Here is an 18,044-nt window from a genome sequence, read left to right as displayed (position 1 = left end):
GCCCGGCGTGGCTCAGACCTGGCCACACTCCTGCGGGCAGCCTCCGTCGGAGACCTTGAGCACCAGGTCCCGCAGTGTGGCCAGTTCGTCGGTGCTCAGGGCGTCGAGGAGTCGGGAGTCCGACATCACCTGGCGGACCCGGTCGCGTACCTGCCGCCCCCGCCCGGTGACCACGAGCGCCTTCTGCCGCCGGTCGGCCGGGTCGGTACGCCGTTCCACCAGCCCGGCCTGCTCCAGCTTGTCGGCCAGGCCGGTGACGTTGGACCTGTCGCAGCCGAGCTGCTCGGCGAGGTCACGGGCCGGGAGCGGGCGGTCCGGGTCCAGCTCGTGCAGCGCCCGGGCGACCGCCGGGGTGAGGCCCAGCGCCGCGATCCCCTCGTCCTGGTGGTGCCGCAACGCGGCGGCGACGTGCAGGATCCGGCGCACGGTCTCCCCGGCCAGGTCCGCCCGGTCACGGACGGTGGGAACGGTGGATTGCGCCATCCGATCATCGTATGGGCGAGTCGATCTTCGATCAGCCGAACGGTCAGGCACCTCCTGCAACCGATTGCCGATCATGAAGCGCTGTTCGGCGGAAATTCCCGGCCGGTCGTCCGCCCTTCACCTGACGGCCATCGACGTCCGTGAGGCTGCCGGGAGTCGACGAACCGGACTCCGGGGAGGAAAACCGTGGCTCTGTCCCGACGTACCATCCTGCTCAGCGGCGCGGCGCTCGGCGCCGCCGGCGCGGCAGCCGGCCTGCCGGTCGCGGCCGCCGCGTCGCCCGGCCCGCTGCGCCGCGACCCGTTCACGCTCGGCGTGGCCTCCGGCGACCCGGACCACGAGGGCTTCGTGCTCTGGACCCGGCTGGCGCCGGAGCCGCTGGCCGAGGACGGCCTGGGCGGCATGCCGTCGCGGGTCGTGCCGGTGTCCTGGGAGGTGGCCGCCGACGAGCGCTTCCGGCACGTGGTGCGCCGCGGCGTACGGCTGGCCCGCCCGGAGTCCGCGCACAGCGTGCACGTCGAACTGGACGGCCTGCTGCCCGGACGGGAGTACTTCTACCGGTTCCGGGCCGAACGCTGGGCGTCCCCGGCCGGGCGCACCCGCACCGCCCCGGCGCCGTGGTCGATGCCCTCCGCGCTCGCCATGGGCTTCGCCTCCTGCTCGCAGTACGAGCACGGCTACTTCACCGCGTACCGGCGGCTGGCCGAGACCGAGCCGGAGCTGATCCTGCACCTCGGCGACTACCAGTACGAGTACGCCAAGGACACGTACAACGTCCCCGGCGGCAACCCGCGCGACCACGAGGGCCCGGAGACCCGGACGCTGGCGAACTACCGGCAGCGGCACGCCCAGTACAAGACCGACACCGACCTCCAGGCGGCGCACGCGGTCGCGCCCTGGGTGGTGGTCTTCGACGACCACGAGGTGGAGAACAACTGGGCCGACGAGGTGCCCGAGGCGCCCGACCCGGAGTTCCCCGCACGGCGGGCGGCGGCGTTCCAGGCGTACTACGAGAACATGCCGCTGCGCCGCACCTCGATCCCGCGCGGCATCGACATGCAGCTCTACCGGCGGGTGCGCTGGGGCCGGCTGGCCACCTTCCACATGCTCGACACCCGGCAGTACCGGGACGACCAGGCGTGCGGCGACGGCTACAAGAGCTGCGCCGAGGCGTCCGACCCGGCCCGCTCGATCACCGGCGCCGCGCAGGAGGCGTGGCTGCTGGACGGCTTCCGCCGTTCCGAGGCCCGCTGGGACCTGCTCGGCCAGCAGGTGTTCTTCGCCCAGCGGGACAACAACTCCGGTCCGCTGACGGTGACGAGCATGGACGCCTGGGACGGGTACGTCGCATCCCGGGACCGGATCACCCGGGGCTGGACGGCCGCCGGGGTGCGCAACCCGGTAGTGCTCACCGGCGACGTGCACGCGCACTGGGCCAGCGACCTGAAGCTGGACTACGCCGACCCGACCTCGCGCACCGTCGGCAGCGAGCTGGTCTGCTCGTCGATCACCTCGACCGGGGACGGCGCCGACTCGCCGACCGGCTCGCACCCGTGGCTGGCGTTCAACCCGCACCTGCGCTTCCAGAACAACCTTCGGGGGTACGTCCGCACCACTATCACCCCGACCGAGCTGACCGCCGACTTCGACGTCCTGCCGTACGTGAGCCGGCCGGACGCGCCCGCGTACACCCGGGCCACGTTCGTGATCGAGGACCGCGTACCCGGGCTGAACCTGACCCACGACCGGCCGCCGGCCGCGGCGCGCACCGCCGCCCCCGGCGTCGACCAGGGCCGGCAGACGGTGGAGGCGGAGACGGTCCGCCCGTGACGGCGCGGCCGGGCCGGGCGTCGCACGCCCGGTCCGGCCGGTCAGCCGGCCAGGAACGAGAAGCGCACCTGACGGTCGGGGTTGTCGCCGTTGGTGTCGACCAGGCAGATCGACTGCCAGGTGCCGAGCTGGAGCCGCCCGCCGAGCACCGGCAGCGTCGCGTACGGCGGCACGAACGCCGGCAGCACGTGGTCGCGGCCGTGCCCGGGAGAGCCGTGCCGGTGCCGCCACCTGTCGTCGGTGGGGAGCAGGTCGTCGAGCGCCCGGAGCAGGTCGTCGTCGGAGCCGGCACCGGTCTCGATGATCGCCAGCCCGGCGGTGGCGTGCGGGACGAAGACGTGCAGCAGGCCGTCGCCGGCCCCGGACACGAACCGCTCGGCCTCGCTCGTGATGTCCCGGACGGTCGGCCGGGAGCCGGTCCGGACGGTGATCACCTCACTGCGCATACGGCGCATTCTGCCGCAGTGCCCGGTTCACCGCCCCGCCCGCCGATAGCGCATCCGGTGATAGCGCAAAGTTACTGATGGGTACCTGTGTTCAGCGTCGCGTCTGGGGGTGGGAGAGGTGACGGCACACGCCACCAGGGGGCAGGATGGCGCTAGAGACCTATCCCACACGAAACCGAGGGAACGCCTGTGGCTACGGAACGCAAGCGCCCGGTGATCACCGCTGGTCTGCCGAGCCAGCTTCCGGACATCGACCCTGAAGAGACCAGCGAATGGGTCGAGTCACTCGACGGTGTCATCGACGAGCGCGGGACAAAGCGAGCCCGGTACGTCATGCTGCGCCTGCTGGAGCGGGCCCGCGAGCGGCAGGTCGGGGTGCCGTCACTGACCACCACCGACTACATCAACACGATCCCGCCGGAGCGCGAACCGTGGTTCCCGGGTGACGAGCACGTCGAGCGGCGGCTGCGGGCGTACATCAGGTGGAACGCCGCGATGCTGGTGCACCGGGCGCAGCGCCCGGAGATCGGCGTCGGTGGGCACATCTCCACGTTCGCCAGCTCGGCGTCCCTCTACGAGGTGGGCTTCAACCACTTCTTCCGGGGCAAGAACCACCCGGGCGGCGGCGACCAGATCTTCTACCAGGGTCACGCCTCCCCCGGCATGTACGCGCGGGCGTTCCTGGAGGGCCGGCTCAGCGAGAGCCAGCTCGACGGCTTCCGGCAGGAGCTGTCGCACCCCGGCGGCGGGCTCCCGTCGTACCCGCACCCGCGGCTGATGCCGGACTTCTGGGAGTTCCCCACCGTCTCCATGGGCCTCGGCCCGCTGAACGCGATCTACCAGGCGCGGTTCAACCGCTACCTGCACCACCGCGGCATCAAGGACACCTCCCAGCAGCACGTCTGGGCGTTCCTCGGCGACGGTGAGATGGACGAGGTCGAGTCGCTCGGCGCGATCGGCGTGGCCGCCCGCGAGGAGCTGGACAACCTCACCTTCGTGATCAACTGCAACCTCCAGCGCCTGGACGGACCGGTCCGCGGCAACGGCAAGGTCATGCAGGAGCTGGAGGCGTTCTTCCGGGGCGCCGGCTGGAACGTCATCAAGGTGGTCTGGGGCCGCGAGTGGGATCCGCTGCTCGCCGCGGACACCGACGGCGCGCTGGTCAACCTGATGAACACCACGCCCGACGGTGACTACCAGACCTACAAGGCGGAGTCCGGTTCGTACGTGCGGGAGCACTTCTTCGGCCGCGACCCGCGGACCCGCAAGATGGTCGAGCACCTGTCCGACGACGAGATCTGGAACCTCAAGCGGGGTGGCCACGACTACCGCAAGCTCTACGCGGCCTACAAGGCGGCGATGGAGCACACCGGCCAGCCGACGGTGATCCTCGCCAAGACGATCAAGGGCTGGACGCTCGGCTCGCACTTCGAGGGCCGCAACGCCACCCACCAGATGAAGAAGCTGACGCTGGAGGACCTGAAGCTCTTCCGCGACCGCCTCTACCTGGACATCCCGGACAAGCAGCTGGAGGAGAACCCGTACCTCCCGCCGTACTACACCCCGGGCGAGAAGTCCGACGAGATCGCGTACCTGAAGGACCGGCGTCAGCAGCTCGGCGGCTACCTGCCCACGCGCAGCACCGCGCGCAAGACGCTGGCCATCCCGGGCACCGAGCGGTTCTCCGACGTCAAGCGCGGGTCGGGCAAGCAGAAGGTCGCCACCACGATGGCGTTCGTCCGCCTGCTCAAGGACATCATGAAGGACAAGGAGTTCGGCAAGCGCTGGGTGCCGATCATCCCGGACGAGGCCCGTACCTTCGGTATGGACTCGCTGTTCCCGACCCAGAAGATCTACTCGCCGCACGGCCAGCGCTACACCTCGGTGGACCGGGAGCTGTTCCTGTCCTACAAGGAGTCGACCACCGGCCAGATCCTGCACGAGGGGATCAACGAGGCCGGTTCGGTGGCCTCGTTCACGGCCGCGGGCACGGCGTACGCCACCCACGGCGAGCCGATGATCCCGCTGTACATCTTCTACTCGATGTTCGGCTTCCAGCGCACGGGCGACGGGTTCTGGGCGGCGGCGGACCAGATGGCGCGGGGCTTCGTGCTCGGCGCGACAGCCGGCCGGACCACGCTCAACGGTGAGGGCCTCCAGCACGAGGACGGCCACTCACTGCTGCTCGCCGCCACCAACCCGGCGGTGGTCTCCTACGACGCGGCGTTCGCCTTCGAGCTGGCGCACATCGTGGAGAACGGCCTGCACCGGATGTACGGCGAGGCGCAGGAGAACATCTTCTACTACCTCACCATCTACAACGAGCCGATCTTCCAGCCGGCCGAGCCGGAGGGCGTGGACGTCGAGGGCATCCTCAAGGGCATCCACCGCTACTCCCCCGCGCCGCAGGTCGGTGACGACGCGCCGAAGGCGAACATCCTCGCATCCGGCACCGGGATGCAGTGGGCGCTCAAGGCCCAGCAGCTGCTCGCCGAGGACTGGGGCGTGTCCGCCGACGTGTGGTCGGTGACGTCCTGGACCGAGCTGCGCCGCGACGCGGTGGAGTGCGAGGAGCACAACCTGCTCAACCCGGGCGAGGAGCCGCGCGTGCCGTACATCGCGCGGAAGCTGGCCGACGCCGACGGGCCGAAGGTCGCTGTGAGCGACTGGATGCGCGCGGTGCCGGACCTGATCGCGCGCTGGGTACCCGGGGACTACACCTCGCTCGGCACCGACGGCTTCGGCATGTCGGACACCCGGCACGCGCTGCGCCGCCACTTCCACGTGGACGCCGAGTCGGTAGCGGTCGCCACGCTGCGCCAGCTCGCGCTGCGCGGCGTGGTGCCGGCGCACGTGCCGGCCGACGCGGCCCGCAAGTACGCGCTGGACGACGTCAACGCCGCCCCGGTCGGCGAGACCGGCGGCGACAGCTGAAAGGAAGGGCCCCTTCTTAACGCCTCCGGTAGAGGAGGGGCCCCTTCTTAACACCTCGGGCACAGACGACGACGGCCCGGCGTCCCTGGCGGGAACGCCGGGCCGTCACCATCGCGGGCGACGCCGGGACGGGCTCGGTCAGCCGACGGCGGCCAGGTCGGTCAGCCGGGCCAGCGAGTCCTCCAGGTCGGCGCCGACCCGGCGCAGGCCGAGCCGGAGCAGGGCCGCCTTGACGGGTCCGGCGGGCCACCGCACGACGATCAGGCGTACGACGGTGCCGCCACCCTCCTCGTCCGGGGTCAGCTGGACGTAGATCTCGGTGCGCGCCTCGGCCCGGGCGCCGGCGCCCTTCGCGCGTTCGCGCCAGCCGATCAGGGTCGGCTCCTGGAAGGCGATCACCTCGGCCTCGTGCGCGGCGCCGCGTCCGGCCTGGACCAGCTGCCGCCGCCCGAATCCCTCCCCGGACAGGACCTCGGCCGCGCGGACTCCCGCCAGCCAGGCCGGCAGCTGCTCGGCGCGCTGCACGACGTCCCAGACCACATCCACCGGCGCCGCCACGTGCGCGCTTCGTTCCACGAGGATCATGAGTATCTTTCCCCCACTTAAATCACATCCGCGATATTTGGCACTCTATGTGTAAATCGGACTTAAGCGGACGGGTTCGGAAAAGACACGCCGAACTCCCTTGCGTCACCCAGTCATCTCGGCCTATGGCGCGTCGGTCCGCAGAGCCCTAGAGTCGCGAGCACGCTTCACGTTCCTGGAGGGTGACTTGACGACCGCGCCGATGCCCGAGTTCCCCGCCGGCTTCCGCTGGGGGGTCTCCACCTCCGCGTACCAGATCGAGGGTGCGACCACAGTCGACGGGCGTGGTCCGTCCATCTGGGACACGTTCGCCCACGACCCGGGCCGGATCGCCGACGGCAGCACCGGCGACCAGGCGTGCGACCACTACCACAGGTACGCCGAGGACACCGCGCTGCTGGCCGGGCTGGGGGTGTCCGCGTACCGGTTCTCGATCGCCTGGCCCCGGATCCAGCCAGCCGGCACCGGCCCGGCGAACGCCGCCGGGCTGGACTTCTACGACCGGCTGGTGGACGGACTGCTCGCCGCCGGTGTGGACCCGGTCGCCACGCTGTTCCACTGGGACCTGCCGCAGGCGCTGGAGGACGCTGGCGGCTGGCTCAACCGGGACACCGCCGCCCGCTTCGCCGAGTACGCCGACCTGACCGCGGCCCGCCTCGGCGACCGGGTGAAGCTCTGGATCACGCTCAACGAGCCGTTCATCCACATGAGCCTCGGCCACGGCATGGGCGAGCACGCGCCGGGCCGCACGCTGCTGTTCGACGCCTTCCCGGTGGCCCACCACCAGCTCCTCGGGCACGGCCTCGCGGTCGCCGCGCTGCGCGCCCGCAGCACGTCCCCGGTGGCGATCGCCAACAACTACTCCCCGGTGCGCCTGGCCGGCGACACCGACGCGGACCGGGCCGCCGCCGCGGCGTACGACGCGCTGCACAACCGCCTGTTCACCGATCCGCTGCTCGGACGCGGCTACCCGGACGCGCTCGGCCCCGACCCCGCAGTGGTACGCGACGGCGACCTGGACGTGATCGCCGCCCCGATCGACGTCCTCGGCGTCAACTACTACAACCCGACCGGCATCCGGGCGCCGGAGGCGGACTCGCCGCTGCCGTTCGAGATCGTGCCGCTGGACGGCTACCCGCGTACCGCGTTCGACTGGCCGGTGGCCCCGGACGGCCTGCGCGAGCTGCTGCTCCTCCTGCACGAGCGGTACGGCGACGCGCTGCCGCCGATCCAGGTCACCGAGAGCGGCTGTGCGTACGACGACGCGCCGGACGCCGACGGCCGGGTGCACGACCCGGAGCGGATCGCGTACCTGGACGGGCACATCCGCGCGGTGCGCGAGGCGATGGCCGGGGGCGTGCCGGTGACCGGGTACTTCGTCTGGTCGCTGCTGGACAACTGGGAGTGGGCCGAGGGCTTCACCAAGCGGTTCGGCCTGGTGCATGTCGACTTCGACACCCAGCGGCGGACGCCGAAGTCGTCGTACACCTGGTTCCGGGATCTGGTCCGGCGGTGACCACTGTGAACCCGACGCCGGCCTCGCTGCCGGCGGCGCTCGCCGAGCCGACCGTCCCGGTACGGCGGAGCTGGATCGCGCTGATCTTCGCGGCCAACCTGGGCGTCTGGATGGCGTTCTTCACCCCGATCCAGGTGCTGCTGCCGCAGCAGGTGGAACGGATCGCCCCGGCCGACAAGGAGGCCATGCTGGCGGTGGTCACCGGCATCGGCGCGCTCGCCGCGGTGCTGGCGAACCCGCTCGCCGGGGCGCTGTCCGACCGCACCTCGCTGCGGCTGGCCAACCGCCACTTCGGCCGCCGCCACGTCTGGACCGCGCTCGGCGCGGTCATCGGCGCGCTCGCCCTGGTGCTGCTGGCCCGGCAGAACACCATCGCCGGGGTGGCGGTGGCCTGGGTCGCAGCGCAGGTCTGCTTCAACGCGATGCTGGCCAGCCTCACCGCCGCGATCCCGGACCGGGTGCCGGTGGCGCAGCGCGGCGGCGTGTCCGGCTGGGTGGGCATCCCGCAGGCGCTGGGTCTGGTGCTCGGCGCGGTGCTGGTCACCGCCGTGGTCACCGGAAACGCCGCCGGGTACGCGGCGATCGCGCTCGCCGTGCTGCTGCTGTCGCTGCCGTTCGCGCTGCTGACCCAGGACGACCACCTGCCCCGGGAGCACCGCTCACCGCTGCGGCTGCGCTCGCTGTTCGCCTCGATGTGGATCAGCCCGCGCCGCCACCCCGACTTCGCCTGGGCGTGGTTCACCCGGTTCCTGGTGCAGACCGGCAACGCGCTGGGCACGCTCTACCTGCTCTACTTCCTCACCGACGGGGTACGGGTGGCCGACCCCGAGGGCTCCCTGCTGGTGCTGATCCTGCTCTACACGCTGGGCATGATGCTCACCGCGGTGGTCGCCGGGCGCATGTCCGACCGCTCCGGCCGGCGCAAGGTCTTCGTGATCACCTCCGGGCTGATCATGGCGGTGGCGGCGGTGCTGCTGGCGGCGGCTCCCACCTGGCCGATGGCGATCGTCGCGGCGCTGCTGCTCGGCGCGGGCTACGGCGTCTACCTGTCGGTGGACGCGGCCCTGATCACCCAGGTGCTGCCCGCCGCGACCGACCGGGCCAAGGACCTCGGCGTGATCAACATCGCCAACTCGGCGCCGCAGGTGCTCGGGCCGGCGCTGTCCGCGCCGATCGTCGTGCACCTCGGCGGCTACCCGACGCTGTACGCGGTCACCGCGGCGGTCACCCTGCTCGGCAGCGCCCTGGTCGTGAAGATCAAGTCGGTGCCCTGACCCGGCCCCCTGCCGGAAACCCCTCGCGGCCCGCCGTAGGCTGGGGGGCGTGACGGTACGTGTACGCTTCGCCCCTTCCCCGACCGGTATGTTCCACGTCGGCGGCGCCCGTTCGGCGCTGCAGAACTGGATCTTCGCCAAGCAGCAGGGCGGGGTGTTCGTGCTGCGCATCGAGGACACCGACGCGGCACGTAACCGGCCCGAGTGGACCGAGGGCATCCTGTCCGCGCTCGACTGGATCGGCATCGCCCGGGGCAGCTACGAGGGCCCGTACTTCCAGTCCTCGTACGCGGGCGAGCACCGGGCCGCCGCGCAGCGGCTGTACGAGGGCGGCCGGGCCTACTACTGCGACTGCACCCGCGAGGACGTGCAGGCGCGTACCGGCCCGCAGCAGCGCGGCTACGACGGCTTCTGCCGGGACCGCGGCCTGGAGCCGGGCGAGGGACGGGCACTGCGTTTCCGGACGCCGGACGAGGGCGAGACAGTGGTGGTCGACCTGGTCCGCGGCGAGCCGACGTTCGAGAACAAGCTGATCGAGGACTTCGTCATCGCCCGTGGCGACGGCTCCCCGGTGTTCCTGCTGGCGAACGTGGTCGACGACATGAGCATGGGCATCACCCACGTGATCCGGGCCGAGGAGCACCTGCCGAACACCCCGAAGCAGCAGCTGCTGTGGGACGCGCTCGGCGTCAAGCCGCCGATCTGGGCGCACGTGCCGGTGGTGGTGAACGAGAAGCGGCAGAAGCTGTCCAAGCGGCGGGACAAGGTCGCGCTGGAGGCGTACCGGGACGAGGGCTACCTCGCCGACGCGATGCGCAACTACCTGATGCTGCTGGGCTGGGCGCCGTCGGGCGACCGGGAGATCGTGCCCTGGTCGGTGATCGAGGAGGAGTTCCGGCTGGACGAGGTGAACCCGTCCCCGGCGTTCTTCGACGAGAAGAAGCTGCGCGCGTTCAACGGCGACTACATCCGGGCGCTGCCGATGGAGGACTTCGTCGAGGCGTGCCGGCCGTGGCTCACCGGCACCGAGACCATCGCCCCGCCGCCGTGGCAGCCCGACGAGTTCGACCCGGCCGCGTTCGCGGCGGTGGCCCCGCTGGCGCAGACCCGGATCGCGGTGCTCAGCGAGATCGTGCCGAACGTCGACTTCCTGTTCCTGGCCGACCCGCTGATCGACGAGGCGGCATGGGCCAAGGCCATGAAGGAGGGCGCCGCCGACCTGCTGGACGCGGCGATCGTGGCGTTCGAGGCGCTGGAGTCCTGGGACGCCGAGTCGCTGAAGGCCACGCTGGAGGCGGTCGGCGCGGAGCGCGGGCTGAAGCTCGGCAAGGCGCAGGCGCCGGTACGCGTCGCGGTCACCGGACGCACCGTCGGCCTGCCGCTGTTCGAGTCGCTGGAGGTGCTCGGCCGCGACCGTACGCTGACCCGGCTGCGCGCCGCCCGCGTACGCCTGGTCTGAGCCGCGGCACTGCGCCCGTTCCCGACGCTCGGGCGTGTCGTGGCCAGAAAGCGGTTCCTCTATTGGCCGATATGCCTCTGAGTCATAATTATGACTCAGAGGCATATACGTTTTCGGCGATCATTGCGCCGGCAGTGTCACGCAGAGTGGTCCCGCGCACTGGCCACGATCACCGGCGGGTGGCCCGGCGGCGCAGCAGCAGCCCGCCGCCCAGCGCCGCGAGCACCACCACCGTGCCGGCCGCCCACAGCCAGCCCGTACCCCCGTCATCGTCCGCCCCGGCGGCGGCCGGGGTGGGGCTCGGCACCGCGCTGGTGGGCAGAGCGGCGGAAGTGGCGGGGGCGGCGCTGGTGGGCGGCACCGTCGCCGACGGCGACTCGGCCGGAGTGCCGGTGGTCAGGGTGAACCGGACCTCCCCCTTGATCGGGTGGCCGTCGTCGGAGGCCAGCCGGTAGGTCACGATGTAGAGGCCGGCCGCGCCCGGCCGGAACGGCACGATCACGCGCTTGCCGGAGAACGTCGGCGCGCCGCCGGTAGCGGCCACGTTGTCCGGGCCGGTGACTGTGACCTCGGTCGTCGCCTCCTTCGGCGTGGCGAGGAACCGCAGCTCGATCCGCTCCGGTGCGGCGGCCAGCCGGGCCCCGTCGCGCGGATCACTGCCGGTCAGCGAGTTGTGCGCGGCGGCGGGCGCGGCCGGCAGCAGCGCGAACGCCGCGACCACCCCGAGCACCACCGCCCAGGTACGCGCCACACGGGCGACCCTGCCCCCCATGGTTCCCTCCGTCCGGGTAGGATCCGGCCGATGATCATCGACCGCTCATTGGTCGGTCTCAGCTCGCAGATAGTTCCAAATACTCTTCCACCAGCTGCAACCGAGCGCCGTTCTGCGGAGTCTTTGTGGTGGACACCGGTCCAGTGTGACCTGCAGCGGAAGCCAGCCATCGAACGGGGCGAGGAGGCGGCGATGATCCGAAGGGTGAAACGGCTGCTGGTCGCCGTGACCGGGAGCGTGGCGGCCCTGGCGTGCACGCTGGCCCTGACCGGCACCGCGGCGGCCCAGGCGGCGCCCAAGCCGAAGCCGGCCCCCACCGGTGTCGACATCAGCGGCGAGCGGCTCGACGCGCCGCTGAAACTGCGCGCCGACACCAGCCCGAACGAGGTCAACCTGGTGATCGACCAGGTCAAGTGGCTGGGCACGACCGGCCAGCTGCGCGGCCCGGCCGCGAAGGATCTCGGTCCGAAGTACACGGTGGTGGTGCTCGCCGCCGCCGGCCCGCAGCGCACCTACGACCTGTTCCCGCTGGCCAAGGGCGGTCCCCGGATCTACCGGCCGGGCAAGCAGCCGGACCTGAGCAGCACCCGGGCCGGCTGGTTCTTCGGGCGGCTCAACATGCCCGAGACGCTGCGCTCGGTCGGCGTGCCGATGCCGGCGCAGTTCGACACGCTCGCCGGAGGCGTCGGCGGCGGCGAGCGGGTGCTTCCGGAGGAGGCGCTCGACCCGGTGCAGAACATCGACACCGCGCTCGGCGAGCTCCAGCGGCTGCTGCTGCTCAACGTGGGCATCGTGCTCGTCATCACCGCCGGGCTGGCCGGCATCGCGCTGCTGGTCCGCCGCCGCACCCGCTGAGCCCGGCCGCACCCGCTGAGCCCGGCCGCACCCGGTCAGCCCGGCAGGCGGCGCGTCAGCACCAGCGGCGCGGCGGGCGCTCCCGGCGTGTGGTGCGGTTGCGCGGGCGTACCGCGCCGTGACGGTGGGCTCCCGCCCAGCCCGACAGGTCGCTGCGGCAGCTCCGGTCGGCCGGCTCGTCGTCGGCCAGGTGCGCCGGCTCCGCCGCCCGCTGCCGGGGCACGCCCGGCTCGTCCTCGGCACGCTCCGGCACCCGGCCGGCCGGCTGCTCCCCCTGGTGGTTCAGGCACGGCCGGCGCGGGTGCGTGGCAGTCGCCGGCTGGTCGTGACCCCGCCGGCAGGCCTCACCCTGGGCGCAACCGTGCTCGGCCTCCCCCTGCGCCATCCCCGGCCCCCCTCACGCGTCGCCCTCGCCCGCCCGGCCGGAGTCTGGCCCGGCGTGCCCTGACACCGTACTGGCCCGGCCGCACGAGATCGTCAGCGCGTACCGGTGGAGATCGTCACGCCGCGGTGAGGGCGTCACCTCGAAGTGGATCCGCTGGTCACGCCGTGTCAGGCTGGTGCGGTGAGCGAACCGGGCGGAACGGAGACGTCGGCGACGCTGCGTCGCATCGAGCGGGCGGCGGGCGGCCTGGCCACCGCCAGCGTGGCGCGGATGGACGAGACGCTGCCGTGGTTCCGTGAGCTGCCCGCCGACCAGCGCTCCTGGGTCATGCTCGTCGCCCAGGCCGGCGTGCGCTCGCTGGTGCTGTGGCTGCGCCAGGGCGGCGGCGCGACCGACCGCACCCAGGAGGTGTCGGACGAGGTCTTCGCCGCCGCACCGCAGGCGCTGGCCCGCTCGATCAGCCTCCAGCAGACCGTGGCGCTGATCAAGGTGACCATCGACGTGGTCGAGGAGCAGGTGTCGGAGCTGGCCGTACCGGGCGAGGAGCAGTCGCTGCGGGAGGCGGTGCTGCGCTTCTCCCGGGAGATCGCGTTCGCCGCCGCACGGGTCTACGCCCGGGCCGCCGAGAGCCGCGGGTCCTGGGACGCCCGGTTGCAGGCGCTGCTGGTCGACGCGCTGCTGCGCGGCGACTCCCCGGACGTGCTGGCCAGCCGCGCCGCCGCGCTGGGCTGGACGGACGCGCCGCCGGTGGCGGTTGCGGTGGGCCGCTCCCCCGGCGGCGAGGTGGCAGCCGTGCTGCACACCGTCTACCGGCAGGCCCGGCGGATCGGCGTCGAGGTGATCGGCGGCGTGCACGGCGACCGCCTGGTCATCGTGCTGGGCGGGGCTGCCGATCCGGTGGCGGCCACGGAGAAGCTGCGTACCGCCTTCGGTGAGGGGCCGGTGGTGGTCGGGCCGGCGGTGCCCAGCCTGGACGAGGCCACCGAGTCGGCGCGGGCCGCGCTGGCCGGGTTCCGGGCCGCGCCGGCCTGGCCGACCGCGCCGTGCCCGGTCGCCGCCGACGAGCTGCTTCCGGAACGCGCGCTGGCCGGTGACACCGAGGCCCGCCGCCGGTTGCGCCACGACGTGTACGCGGCACTGGCCCGCTCCGGCGGCGAGCTGCTGGAGACGCTCGACGCGTTCTTCGCCGCCGGCGGCACGCTGGAGAGCGCGGCCCGGGCGCTGTTCGTGCACCCGAACACCGTGCGCTACCGGCTGAAGCGGATCGCCGAGGTGACCGGATTCTCGCCGCTGGCCCCGCGCGACGCGTTCGCGTTGCAGGTCGCGCTGACAGTGGGACGCCTCGACCCGGTGGTGCCGACGGTCTCCGACCGGCGATGATCGCCGACAATCTTTGTAGGATTCCTCTAAAGGTTCTAGTGCGGTTTGGTGCCGTACGTTACAGCGCGGCACGCCGGTATCCGTCAGAGTCGTACACGTGCTCGCCGTACTCTCTCCCGGACAGGGTTCGCAGAAGCCCGGCTTCCTCGCGCCGTGGCTCGACCTCCCCGGCGCCGAGGCGCGTCTGCGCTGGTGGTCGGCGCTGGCCGGGGTGGACCTGATCCACCTGGGCACCCGGGCGGACGCGGACGAGATCAAGGACACCGCCCGTACCCAGCCGCTGCTGGTCGCCGCCGCGCTGCTCGCCGCCGAGCACCTGCCGATGCACGACGTCGGGCTGGTCGCCGGGCACAGCGTCGGCGAGCTGGGTGCCGCCGCGCTGGCCGGGGTGCTGCCGGCCGAGGCCGCCGTGACGCTCGCCGGCGTACGCGGGCGGGAGATGGCCGCCGCCTGCGCGCTGGAGCCGACCGGGATGGCCGCCGTGCTCGGCGGCGACCCGGACGAGGTGCTCGCCGCGCTGACGGCGCACGGGCTGCACCCGGCCAACCGCAACGGCGCCGGTCAGATCGTGGCCGCCGGCGCTGTCGACGCGCTCGACAGGCTCGCCGCCGAGCCGCCGACCCGCACCCGGGTCATCCGGCTCCAGGTGGCGGGCGCGTTCCACACGCCGTACATGGCGCCGGCCGAGACCGCGCTCGCCGCGGTCGCCGCCGGTGTCCCGGCCTCCGCCCCGGCCCGGATCCTGCTGTCCAACCTCGACGGCGCACCGGTCGGGCACGGCCCCGAGACGGTACGCCGGCTGGTCCGGCAGGTGACCGCTCCGGTCCGCTGGGACCTGTGCACGCGTACGCTGGCCGACCTCGGCGTCACCGGCGTGATCGAGCTGCCGCCGGCCGGCACCCTGGCCGGGCTGGTCAAGCGGGAGCTCAAGGGCGAGGGCGCGCCCGAGATCGTCACCCTGAACACGCCGGCCGACCTGCCCGCCGCGCGCCGCCTGATCGCCCGGCACGCCGGTCCCGCCGCCCGGCCGACCGCGCCGTCGTTCCGGGTGGTCGTCTCCCCCGCCGCCGGCCGCCTCGACCTGTCGGCCGGACCGGCCGAGGGCGCCGGGGTACGCGCCGGACAGGTCCTCGGCCACGTCACCACGGGCCGGGGGCCGGTCGAGGTGACCGCGCACGACAACGGGCCGCTCGTCGAGTGGCTCGCACACCACGACGACCCGGTCGCACCGGGCCAGCCCCTCGTCCGTATCGGAGGAACGCACTAAATGGCCGGCAGCCGGATCGTCGCGATGGGGCACTACCAGCCCTCCCGCGTCGTCACGAACGACGAGATCGCCCAGATGGTCGACACCAACGACGAGTGGATCCGGGACCGGGTCGGCATCGTCACCCGGCGGATCGCGGGCGACGAGACGGTGGCCGACATGGCCACCGCCGCCGCCGGCAAGGCGCTCGCCAACGCCGGGCTGACCGCCGCCGACATCGACCTGGTCGTGGTGGCGACCTGCACGTCCGTGGACCGCAGCCCCAACGTGGCCTGCCGGGTCGCGGCCAAGCTGGGCATCAACGCGCCCGGGGCGTACGACCTCAACACCGCCTGCTCCGGTTTCGCGTACGCGCTGGGCACCGTGGACCACGCGATCCGGGCCGGCGCGGCGCGCAACGCGATCGTCATCGGCGCGGAGAAGCTCTCCGACTTCACCGACTGGACCGACCGCTCGACCTGCATCATCTTCGCCGACGGCGCCGGGGCGGCGGTGGTCAGCGCGACCGCCGACGACGAGCCGGCCGGGATCGGGCCGGTGGTCTGGGGCTCCGCGCCGGAGAAGAGCGACGCGGTCCGGATCGAGGGCTGGCAGCCGTACATCACCCAGGAGGGGCAGTCGGTGTTCCGGTGGGCCACCACCGCGCTGGCCCCGCTCGCGCTCCAGGCGTGCGAGCGCGCCGGGGTGGACCCGTCGGAGCTGGCCGCGTTCGTGCCGCACCAGGCCAACGCCCGGATCATCGACGGCATCGCCAAGCGGCTGAACATCCCGGACGCGATCATCGCCAAGGACATCGTCGAGTCCGGCAACACGTCGGCGGCGAGCATCCCGCTGGCCCTGTCGAAGCTGGTCGAGCGGCGGGAGGTGCCCTCGGGCGCCCCGGTGCTGCTGTTCGGTTTCGGCGGCGGCCTGACCTACGCCGGTCAGGTCGTGCGCTGCCCCTGAGACCCCCTCGGGCGCGAACGCGCCGAGGTGTGTGACCGGCGACGCCGGTCACCGGTAACCCCCGATGAGAGGAACCAACCGCAATGACCCGTGACGAGATCACCGCCGGCCTCGCCGAGATCCTCGAAGAGGTTGCCGGGGTGAACCCGGACGACGTGGCCGAGGGGAAGTCCTTCACCGACGACCTCGACGTCGACTCGCTCTCCATGGTCGAGGTCGTGGTGGCGGCCGAGGAGAAGTTCGGCGTCAAGATCCCGGACAACGAGGTGCAGAACCTCAAGACCGTCGGGGACGCGGTCAGCTACATCGAGGCGCAGTCCTGATCATGAGTCGTCCCGACGTCGTCGTCACCGGGCTCGGCGCGACGACCCCGCTCGGCGGGGACGTCGCGTCGACCTGGGACGCCATGCTCGCCGGCCGCTCCGGGGTGGGTGCGCTCACCCAGGAGTGGGCCGCGCAACTGCCCGTCCGGATCGCCGCCGAACTGGCGGTCGACCCGTCCGAGGTGCTGGACCGGGTGAAGCTGCGCCGGCTGGACCGCTCGGAGGCGATCGCCATCATCGCCGCCAAGCAGGCGTGGGCAGACGCCGGTCTGGACGAGGCCGGGCCGGACCCGGAGCGCCTGGCGGTGAGCGTCGGCTCGGGCATCGGCGGCGCCACCACCCTGCTCGCCCAGGACGACATCCTGGAGGCGTCCGGACCGCGGCGGGTCTCCCCGCACACCATCCCGATGCTGATGCCGAACGGCCCGGCCGCCTGGGTCGGTCTGGAGCTGGGCGCCAAGGCCGGGGTGCACACCGTGGCCAGCGCCTGCGCGACCGGCGCGGAGGCGATCGCGCTGGGGCTGGACATCATCCGCGCCGGCCGGGCCGACGTGGTGGTGGCCGGCGGCACCGAGGCGGTCATCCACCCGCTGCCGATCGCCGGCTTCAGCTCGATGCGGGCCATGTCGACCCGCAACGACGAGCCGGAGCGGGCCTCCCGGCCGTGGGACTCGGGTCGCGACGGCTTCGTGCTCGGTGAGGGCGCGGGCGTGGTGATCCTGGAGCGCGCCGACCACGCCGCCGCCCGGGGCGCCCGGGTGTACGCGCGCCTGGCCGGCGCGGGGATCACCTCGGACGCGTACGACATCGTGCAGCCGCACGCCGAGGGTGAGGGCGCCATCCGGGCCATCGCCCGGGCGGTCGCCGACGCGGACGTGGCCCGTACCGACATCGTGCACGTCAACGCGCACGCCACCTCCACCCCGGTCGGGGACATGCTGGAGATCGGCGCGCTGCGTCAGGCGGTCGGCGACCACCCGGTGCTCACCGCCACGAAGTCGATGACCGGGCACCTGCTCGGTGCGGCCGGCGCGCTGGAGTCGATCGCCACCATCCTGGCCATCCGGGACGGCGTGATCCCGCCGACGATCAACCTGGACGACCCGGACGAGGGCCTGACCCTGGACGTCGCGGCGCACAAGGCACGTCACATGGAGATCCCGGCGGCGCTGAACAACGCGTTCGGCTTCGGCGGGCACAACGTGGCGCTGGTCTTCACCCGCCCCTGAGGTTCCGCCCTGAGGTAAGGAAGGGCCCCTTCTTAACAGTGACTGTTAAGAAGGGGCCCTTCCTCTACCGCAGGCGTTAAGAGGGGGCCCTTCCTTACACCTCAGCCGCGGTTGCGGGGGTGCTGCCGGGCGGTCCGCTCGTTGCCGCGCCGGTAGTTGCCGGTCCACCGGGCCATGGCCAGCTGCGGGTCGTCGCCGACCTCGGCCAGGAACTGCGCGGCCCGGCCGCCGCGCAGCGTGCCGGCGACCCGGCCGTGATGCGTGATGACCACCGTGCCGTCGGCGCGCTCGACGTAGCGGAAACCCTGTGCTGCCTCTCCCATGGGCGCCACCCTGCCAGCCGGGGCCGCCCGGACGCATC

Annotated in this window: 17 protein-coding genes; 11 read left to right on the top strand and 6 right to left on the bottom strand. The window is 72.6% G+C overall.

From position 1 onward, the window contains the following. Positions 1–12 precede the first annotated feature (12 nt). Positions 13–483 carry a MarR family winged helix-turn-helix transcriptional regulator gene (locus BFV98_RS26795; RefSeq protein ID WP_013287825.1) on the bottom strand — a complete coding sequence of 157 codons (471 nt, stop codon included), beginning with the start codon at positions 481–483 and terminating at the stop codon, positions 13–15. A 186-nt stretch (positions 484–669) separates the two neighbouring features. Between BFV98_RS26795 and BFV98_RS26790 the strand changes: the two genes are divergently transcribed. Next, positions 670–2,313, top strand: coding sequence for an alkaline phosphatase (locus BFV98_RS26790; RefSeq protein ID WP_071098160.1), 1,644 nt, complete (start codon positions 670–672; stop codon positions 2,311–2,313). A 41-nt stretch (positions 2,314–2,354) separates the two neighbouring features. On the opposite strand, the gene BFV98_RS26785 is transcribed toward BFV98_RS26790, so the two are convergent. Beyond that, a complete protein-coding gene (locus tag BFV98_RS26785; protein ID WP_030271630.1) occupies positions 2,355–2,759 on the bottom strand; it encodes a secondary thiamine-phosphate synthase enzyme YjbQ in 405 nt (134 codons plus the stop codon). A gap of 189 nt (positions 2,760–2,948) precedes the next feature. Here BFV98_RS26785 and aceE point away from each other — a divergent pair, with 189 nt between their 5' ends. After that, positions 2,949–5,693 (top strand): pyruvate dehydrogenase (acetyl-transferring), homodimeric type, encoded by a 2,745-nt coding sequence (gene aceE / locus BFV98_RS26780; protein WP_013287828.1) that lies wholly within the window; start codon positions 2,949–2,951, stop codon positions 5,691–5,693. Between the two features lie 138 nt (positions 5,694–5,831). Here aceE and BFV98_RS26775 read toward each other — a convergent pair whose 3' ends face one another. Then, positions 5,832–6,278 carry an SRPBCC domain-containing protein gene (locus BFV98_RS26775; protein WP_013287829.1) on the bottom strand — a complete coding sequence of 149 codons (447 nt, stop codon included), beginning with the start codon at positions 6,276–6,278 and terminating at the stop codon, positions 5,832–5,834. A gap of 202 nt (positions 6,279–6,480) precedes the next feature. Here BFV98_RS26775 and BFV98_RS26770 point away from each other — a divergent pair, with 202 nt between their 5' ends. The 3 genes from BFV98_RS26770 to gltX are packed head-to-tail and all read left to right on the top strand — an operon-like array spanning position 6,481 to position 10,527. Continuing rightward, entirely contained in the window at positions 6,481–7,794 is a 1,314-nt protein-coding gene (locus BFV98_RS26770) for a GH1 family beta-glucosidase (RefSeq protein WP_071098158.1), read from the top strand. Next, complete coding sequence (locus BFV98_RS26765; protein ID WP_013287831.1) at positions 7,791–9,068, top strand: MFS transporter; 1,278 nt, start codon at positions 7,791–7,793, stop codon at positions 9,066–9,068. The genes BFV98_RS26770 and BFV98_RS26765 overlap by 4 nt, the downstream gene beginning before the upstream one ends. Before the next feature lie 49 nt (positions 9,069–9,117). Beyond that, a complete protein-coding gene (gene gltX / locus BFV98_RS26760; protein WP_083395319.1) occupies positions 9,118–10,527 on the top strand; it encodes a glutamate--tRNA ligase in 1,410 nt (469 codons plus the stop codon). A 169-nt stretch (positions 10,528–10,696) separates the two neighbouring features. Here gltX and BFV98_RS26755 read toward each other — a convergent pair whose 3' ends face one another. Next, positions 10,697–11,299: a copper resistance CopC family protein gene (locus BFV98_RS26755; protein ID WP_071098154.1), complete on the bottom strand. Its 603-nt coding sequence runs from the start codon at positions 11,297–11,299 to the stop codon at positions 10,697–10,699. A 192-nt stretch (positions 11,300–11,491) separates the two neighbouring features. Between BFV98_RS26755 and BFV98_RS26750 the strand changes: the two genes are divergently transcribed. Further along, positions 11,492–12,154, top strand: coding sequence for a hypothetical protein (locus tag BFV98_RS26750; protein ID WP_013287834.1), 663 nt, complete (start codon positions 11,492–11,494; stop codon positions 12,152–12,154). A gap of 55 nt (positions 12,155–12,209) precedes the next feature. Here BFV98_RS26750 and BFV98_RS26745 read toward each other — a convergent pair whose 3' ends face one another. Next, a complete protein-coding gene (locus BFV98_RS26745; RefSeq protein WP_013475622.1) occupies positions 12,210–12,539 on the bottom strand; it encodes a hypothetical protein in 330 nt (109 codons plus the stop codon). A gap of 144 nt (positions 12,540–12,683) precedes the next feature. On the opposite strand from BFV98_RS26745, the gene BFV98_RS26740 reads away from it, so the two are divergent. The 5 genes from BFV98_RS26740 to fabF all read left to right on the top strand — a co-directional run bounded on the left by BFV98_RS26740 (position 12,684) and on the right by fabF (position 17,683). Continuing rightward, on the top strand, positions 12,684–13,919 hold the full coding sequence (locus BFV98_RS26740; protein WP_225319759.1) for a CdaR family transcriptional regulator: 1,236 nt from the start codon (positions 12,684–12,686) through the stop codon (positions 13,917–13,919). A 97-nt stretch (positions 13,920–14,016) separates the two neighbouring features. Then, positions 14,017–15,186 (top strand): acyltransferase domain-containing protein, encoded by a 1,170-nt coding sequence (locus tag BFV98_RS26735; RefSeq protein WP_013287837.1) that lies wholly within the window; start codon positions 14,017–14,019, stop codon positions 15,184–15,186. Beyond that, entirely contained in the window at positions 15,187–16,131 is a 945-nt protein-coding gene (locus BFV98_RS26730; RefSeq protein WP_013287838.1) for a beta-ketoacyl-ACP synthase III, read from the top strand. Positions 16,132–16,214: 83 nt separating this feature from the next. Beyond that, positions 16,215–16,454, top strand: coding sequence for an acyl carrier protein (locus tag BFV98_RS26725; protein ID WP_007072348.1), 240 nt, complete (start codon positions 16,215–16,217; stop codon positions 16,452–16,454). Positions 16,455–16,456: 2 nt separating this feature from the next. After that, a complete protein-coding gene (gene fabF / locus BFV98_RS26720) occupies positions 16,457–17,683 on the top strand; it encodes a beta-ketoacyl-ACP synthase II (protein WP_013475619.1) in 1,227 nt (408 codons plus the stop codon). A gap of 101 nt (positions 17,684–17,784) precedes the next feature. Here the strand turns inward: fabF and BFV98_RS26715 are convergent, their stop codons facing one another. Continuing rightward, entirely contained in the window at positions 17,785–18,006 is a 222-nt protein-coding gene (locus BFV98_RS26715; protein WP_013287840.1) for a hypothetical protein, read from the bottom strand. Positions 18,007–18,044: the final 38 nt, after the last annotated feature.

Source organism: Micromonospora sp. WMMB235 (assembly GCF_001855515.1).
Classification (GTDB): domain Bacteria; phylum Actinomycetota; class Actinomycetes; order Mycobacteriales; family Micromonosporaceae; genus Micromonospora; species Micromonospora aurantiaca.
Note: the sequence above shows the minus strand (reverse complement) of the source record. Positions and strands in the feature narration are given on the sequence as shown.

Bases quoted from the DNA above. Each gene is read 5' to 3' on its own strand.
- BFV98_RS26795 (WP_013287825.1), bottom strand. From the start codon at position 483: ATGGCGCAATCCACCGTTCCCACCGTCCGTGACCGGGCGGACCTGGCC.
- BFV98_RS26785 (WP_030271630.1), bottom strand. From the start codon at position 2,759: ATGCGCAGTGAGGTGATCACCGTCCGGACCGGCTCCCGGCCGACCGTC.
- BFV98_RS26775 (WP_013287829.1), bottom strand. From the start codon at position 6,278: ATGATCCTCGTGGAACGAAGCGCGCACGTGGCGGCGCCGGTGGATGTG.
- BFV98_RS26770 (WP_071098158.1), top strand. From the start codon at position 6,481: ATGCCCGAGTTCCCCGCCGGCTTCCGCTGGGGGGTCTCCACCTCCGCG.
- BFV98_RS26755 (WP_071098154.1), bottom strand. From the start codon at position 11,299: ATGGGGGGCAGGGTCGCCCGTGTGGCGCGTACCTGGGCGGTGGTGCTC.
- BFV98_RS26750 (WP_013287834.1), top strand. From the start codon at position 11,492: ATGATCCGAAGGGTGAAACGGCTGCTGGTCGCCGTGACCGGGAGCGTG.
- BFV98_RS26745 (WP_013475622.1), bottom strand. From the start codon at position 12,539: ATGGCGCAGGGGGAGGCCGAGCACGGTTGCGCCCAGGGTGAGGCCTGC.
- BFV98_RS26730 (WP_013287838.1), top strand. From the start codon at position 15,187: ATGGCCGGCAGCCGGATCGTCGCGATGGGGCACTACCAGCCCTCCCGC.
- BFV98_RS26725 (WP_007072348.1), top strand. From the start codon at position 16,215: ATGACCCGTGACGAGATCACCGCCGGCCTCGCCGAGATCCTCGAAGAG.
- fabF (WP_013475619.1), top strand. From the start codon at position 16,457: ATGAGTCGTCCCGACGTCGTCGTCACCGGGCTCGGCGCGACGACCCCG.
- BFV98_RS26715 (WP_013287840.1), bottom strand. From the start codon at position 18,006: ATGGGAGAGGCAGCACAGGGTTTCCGCTACGTCGAGCGCGCCGACGGC.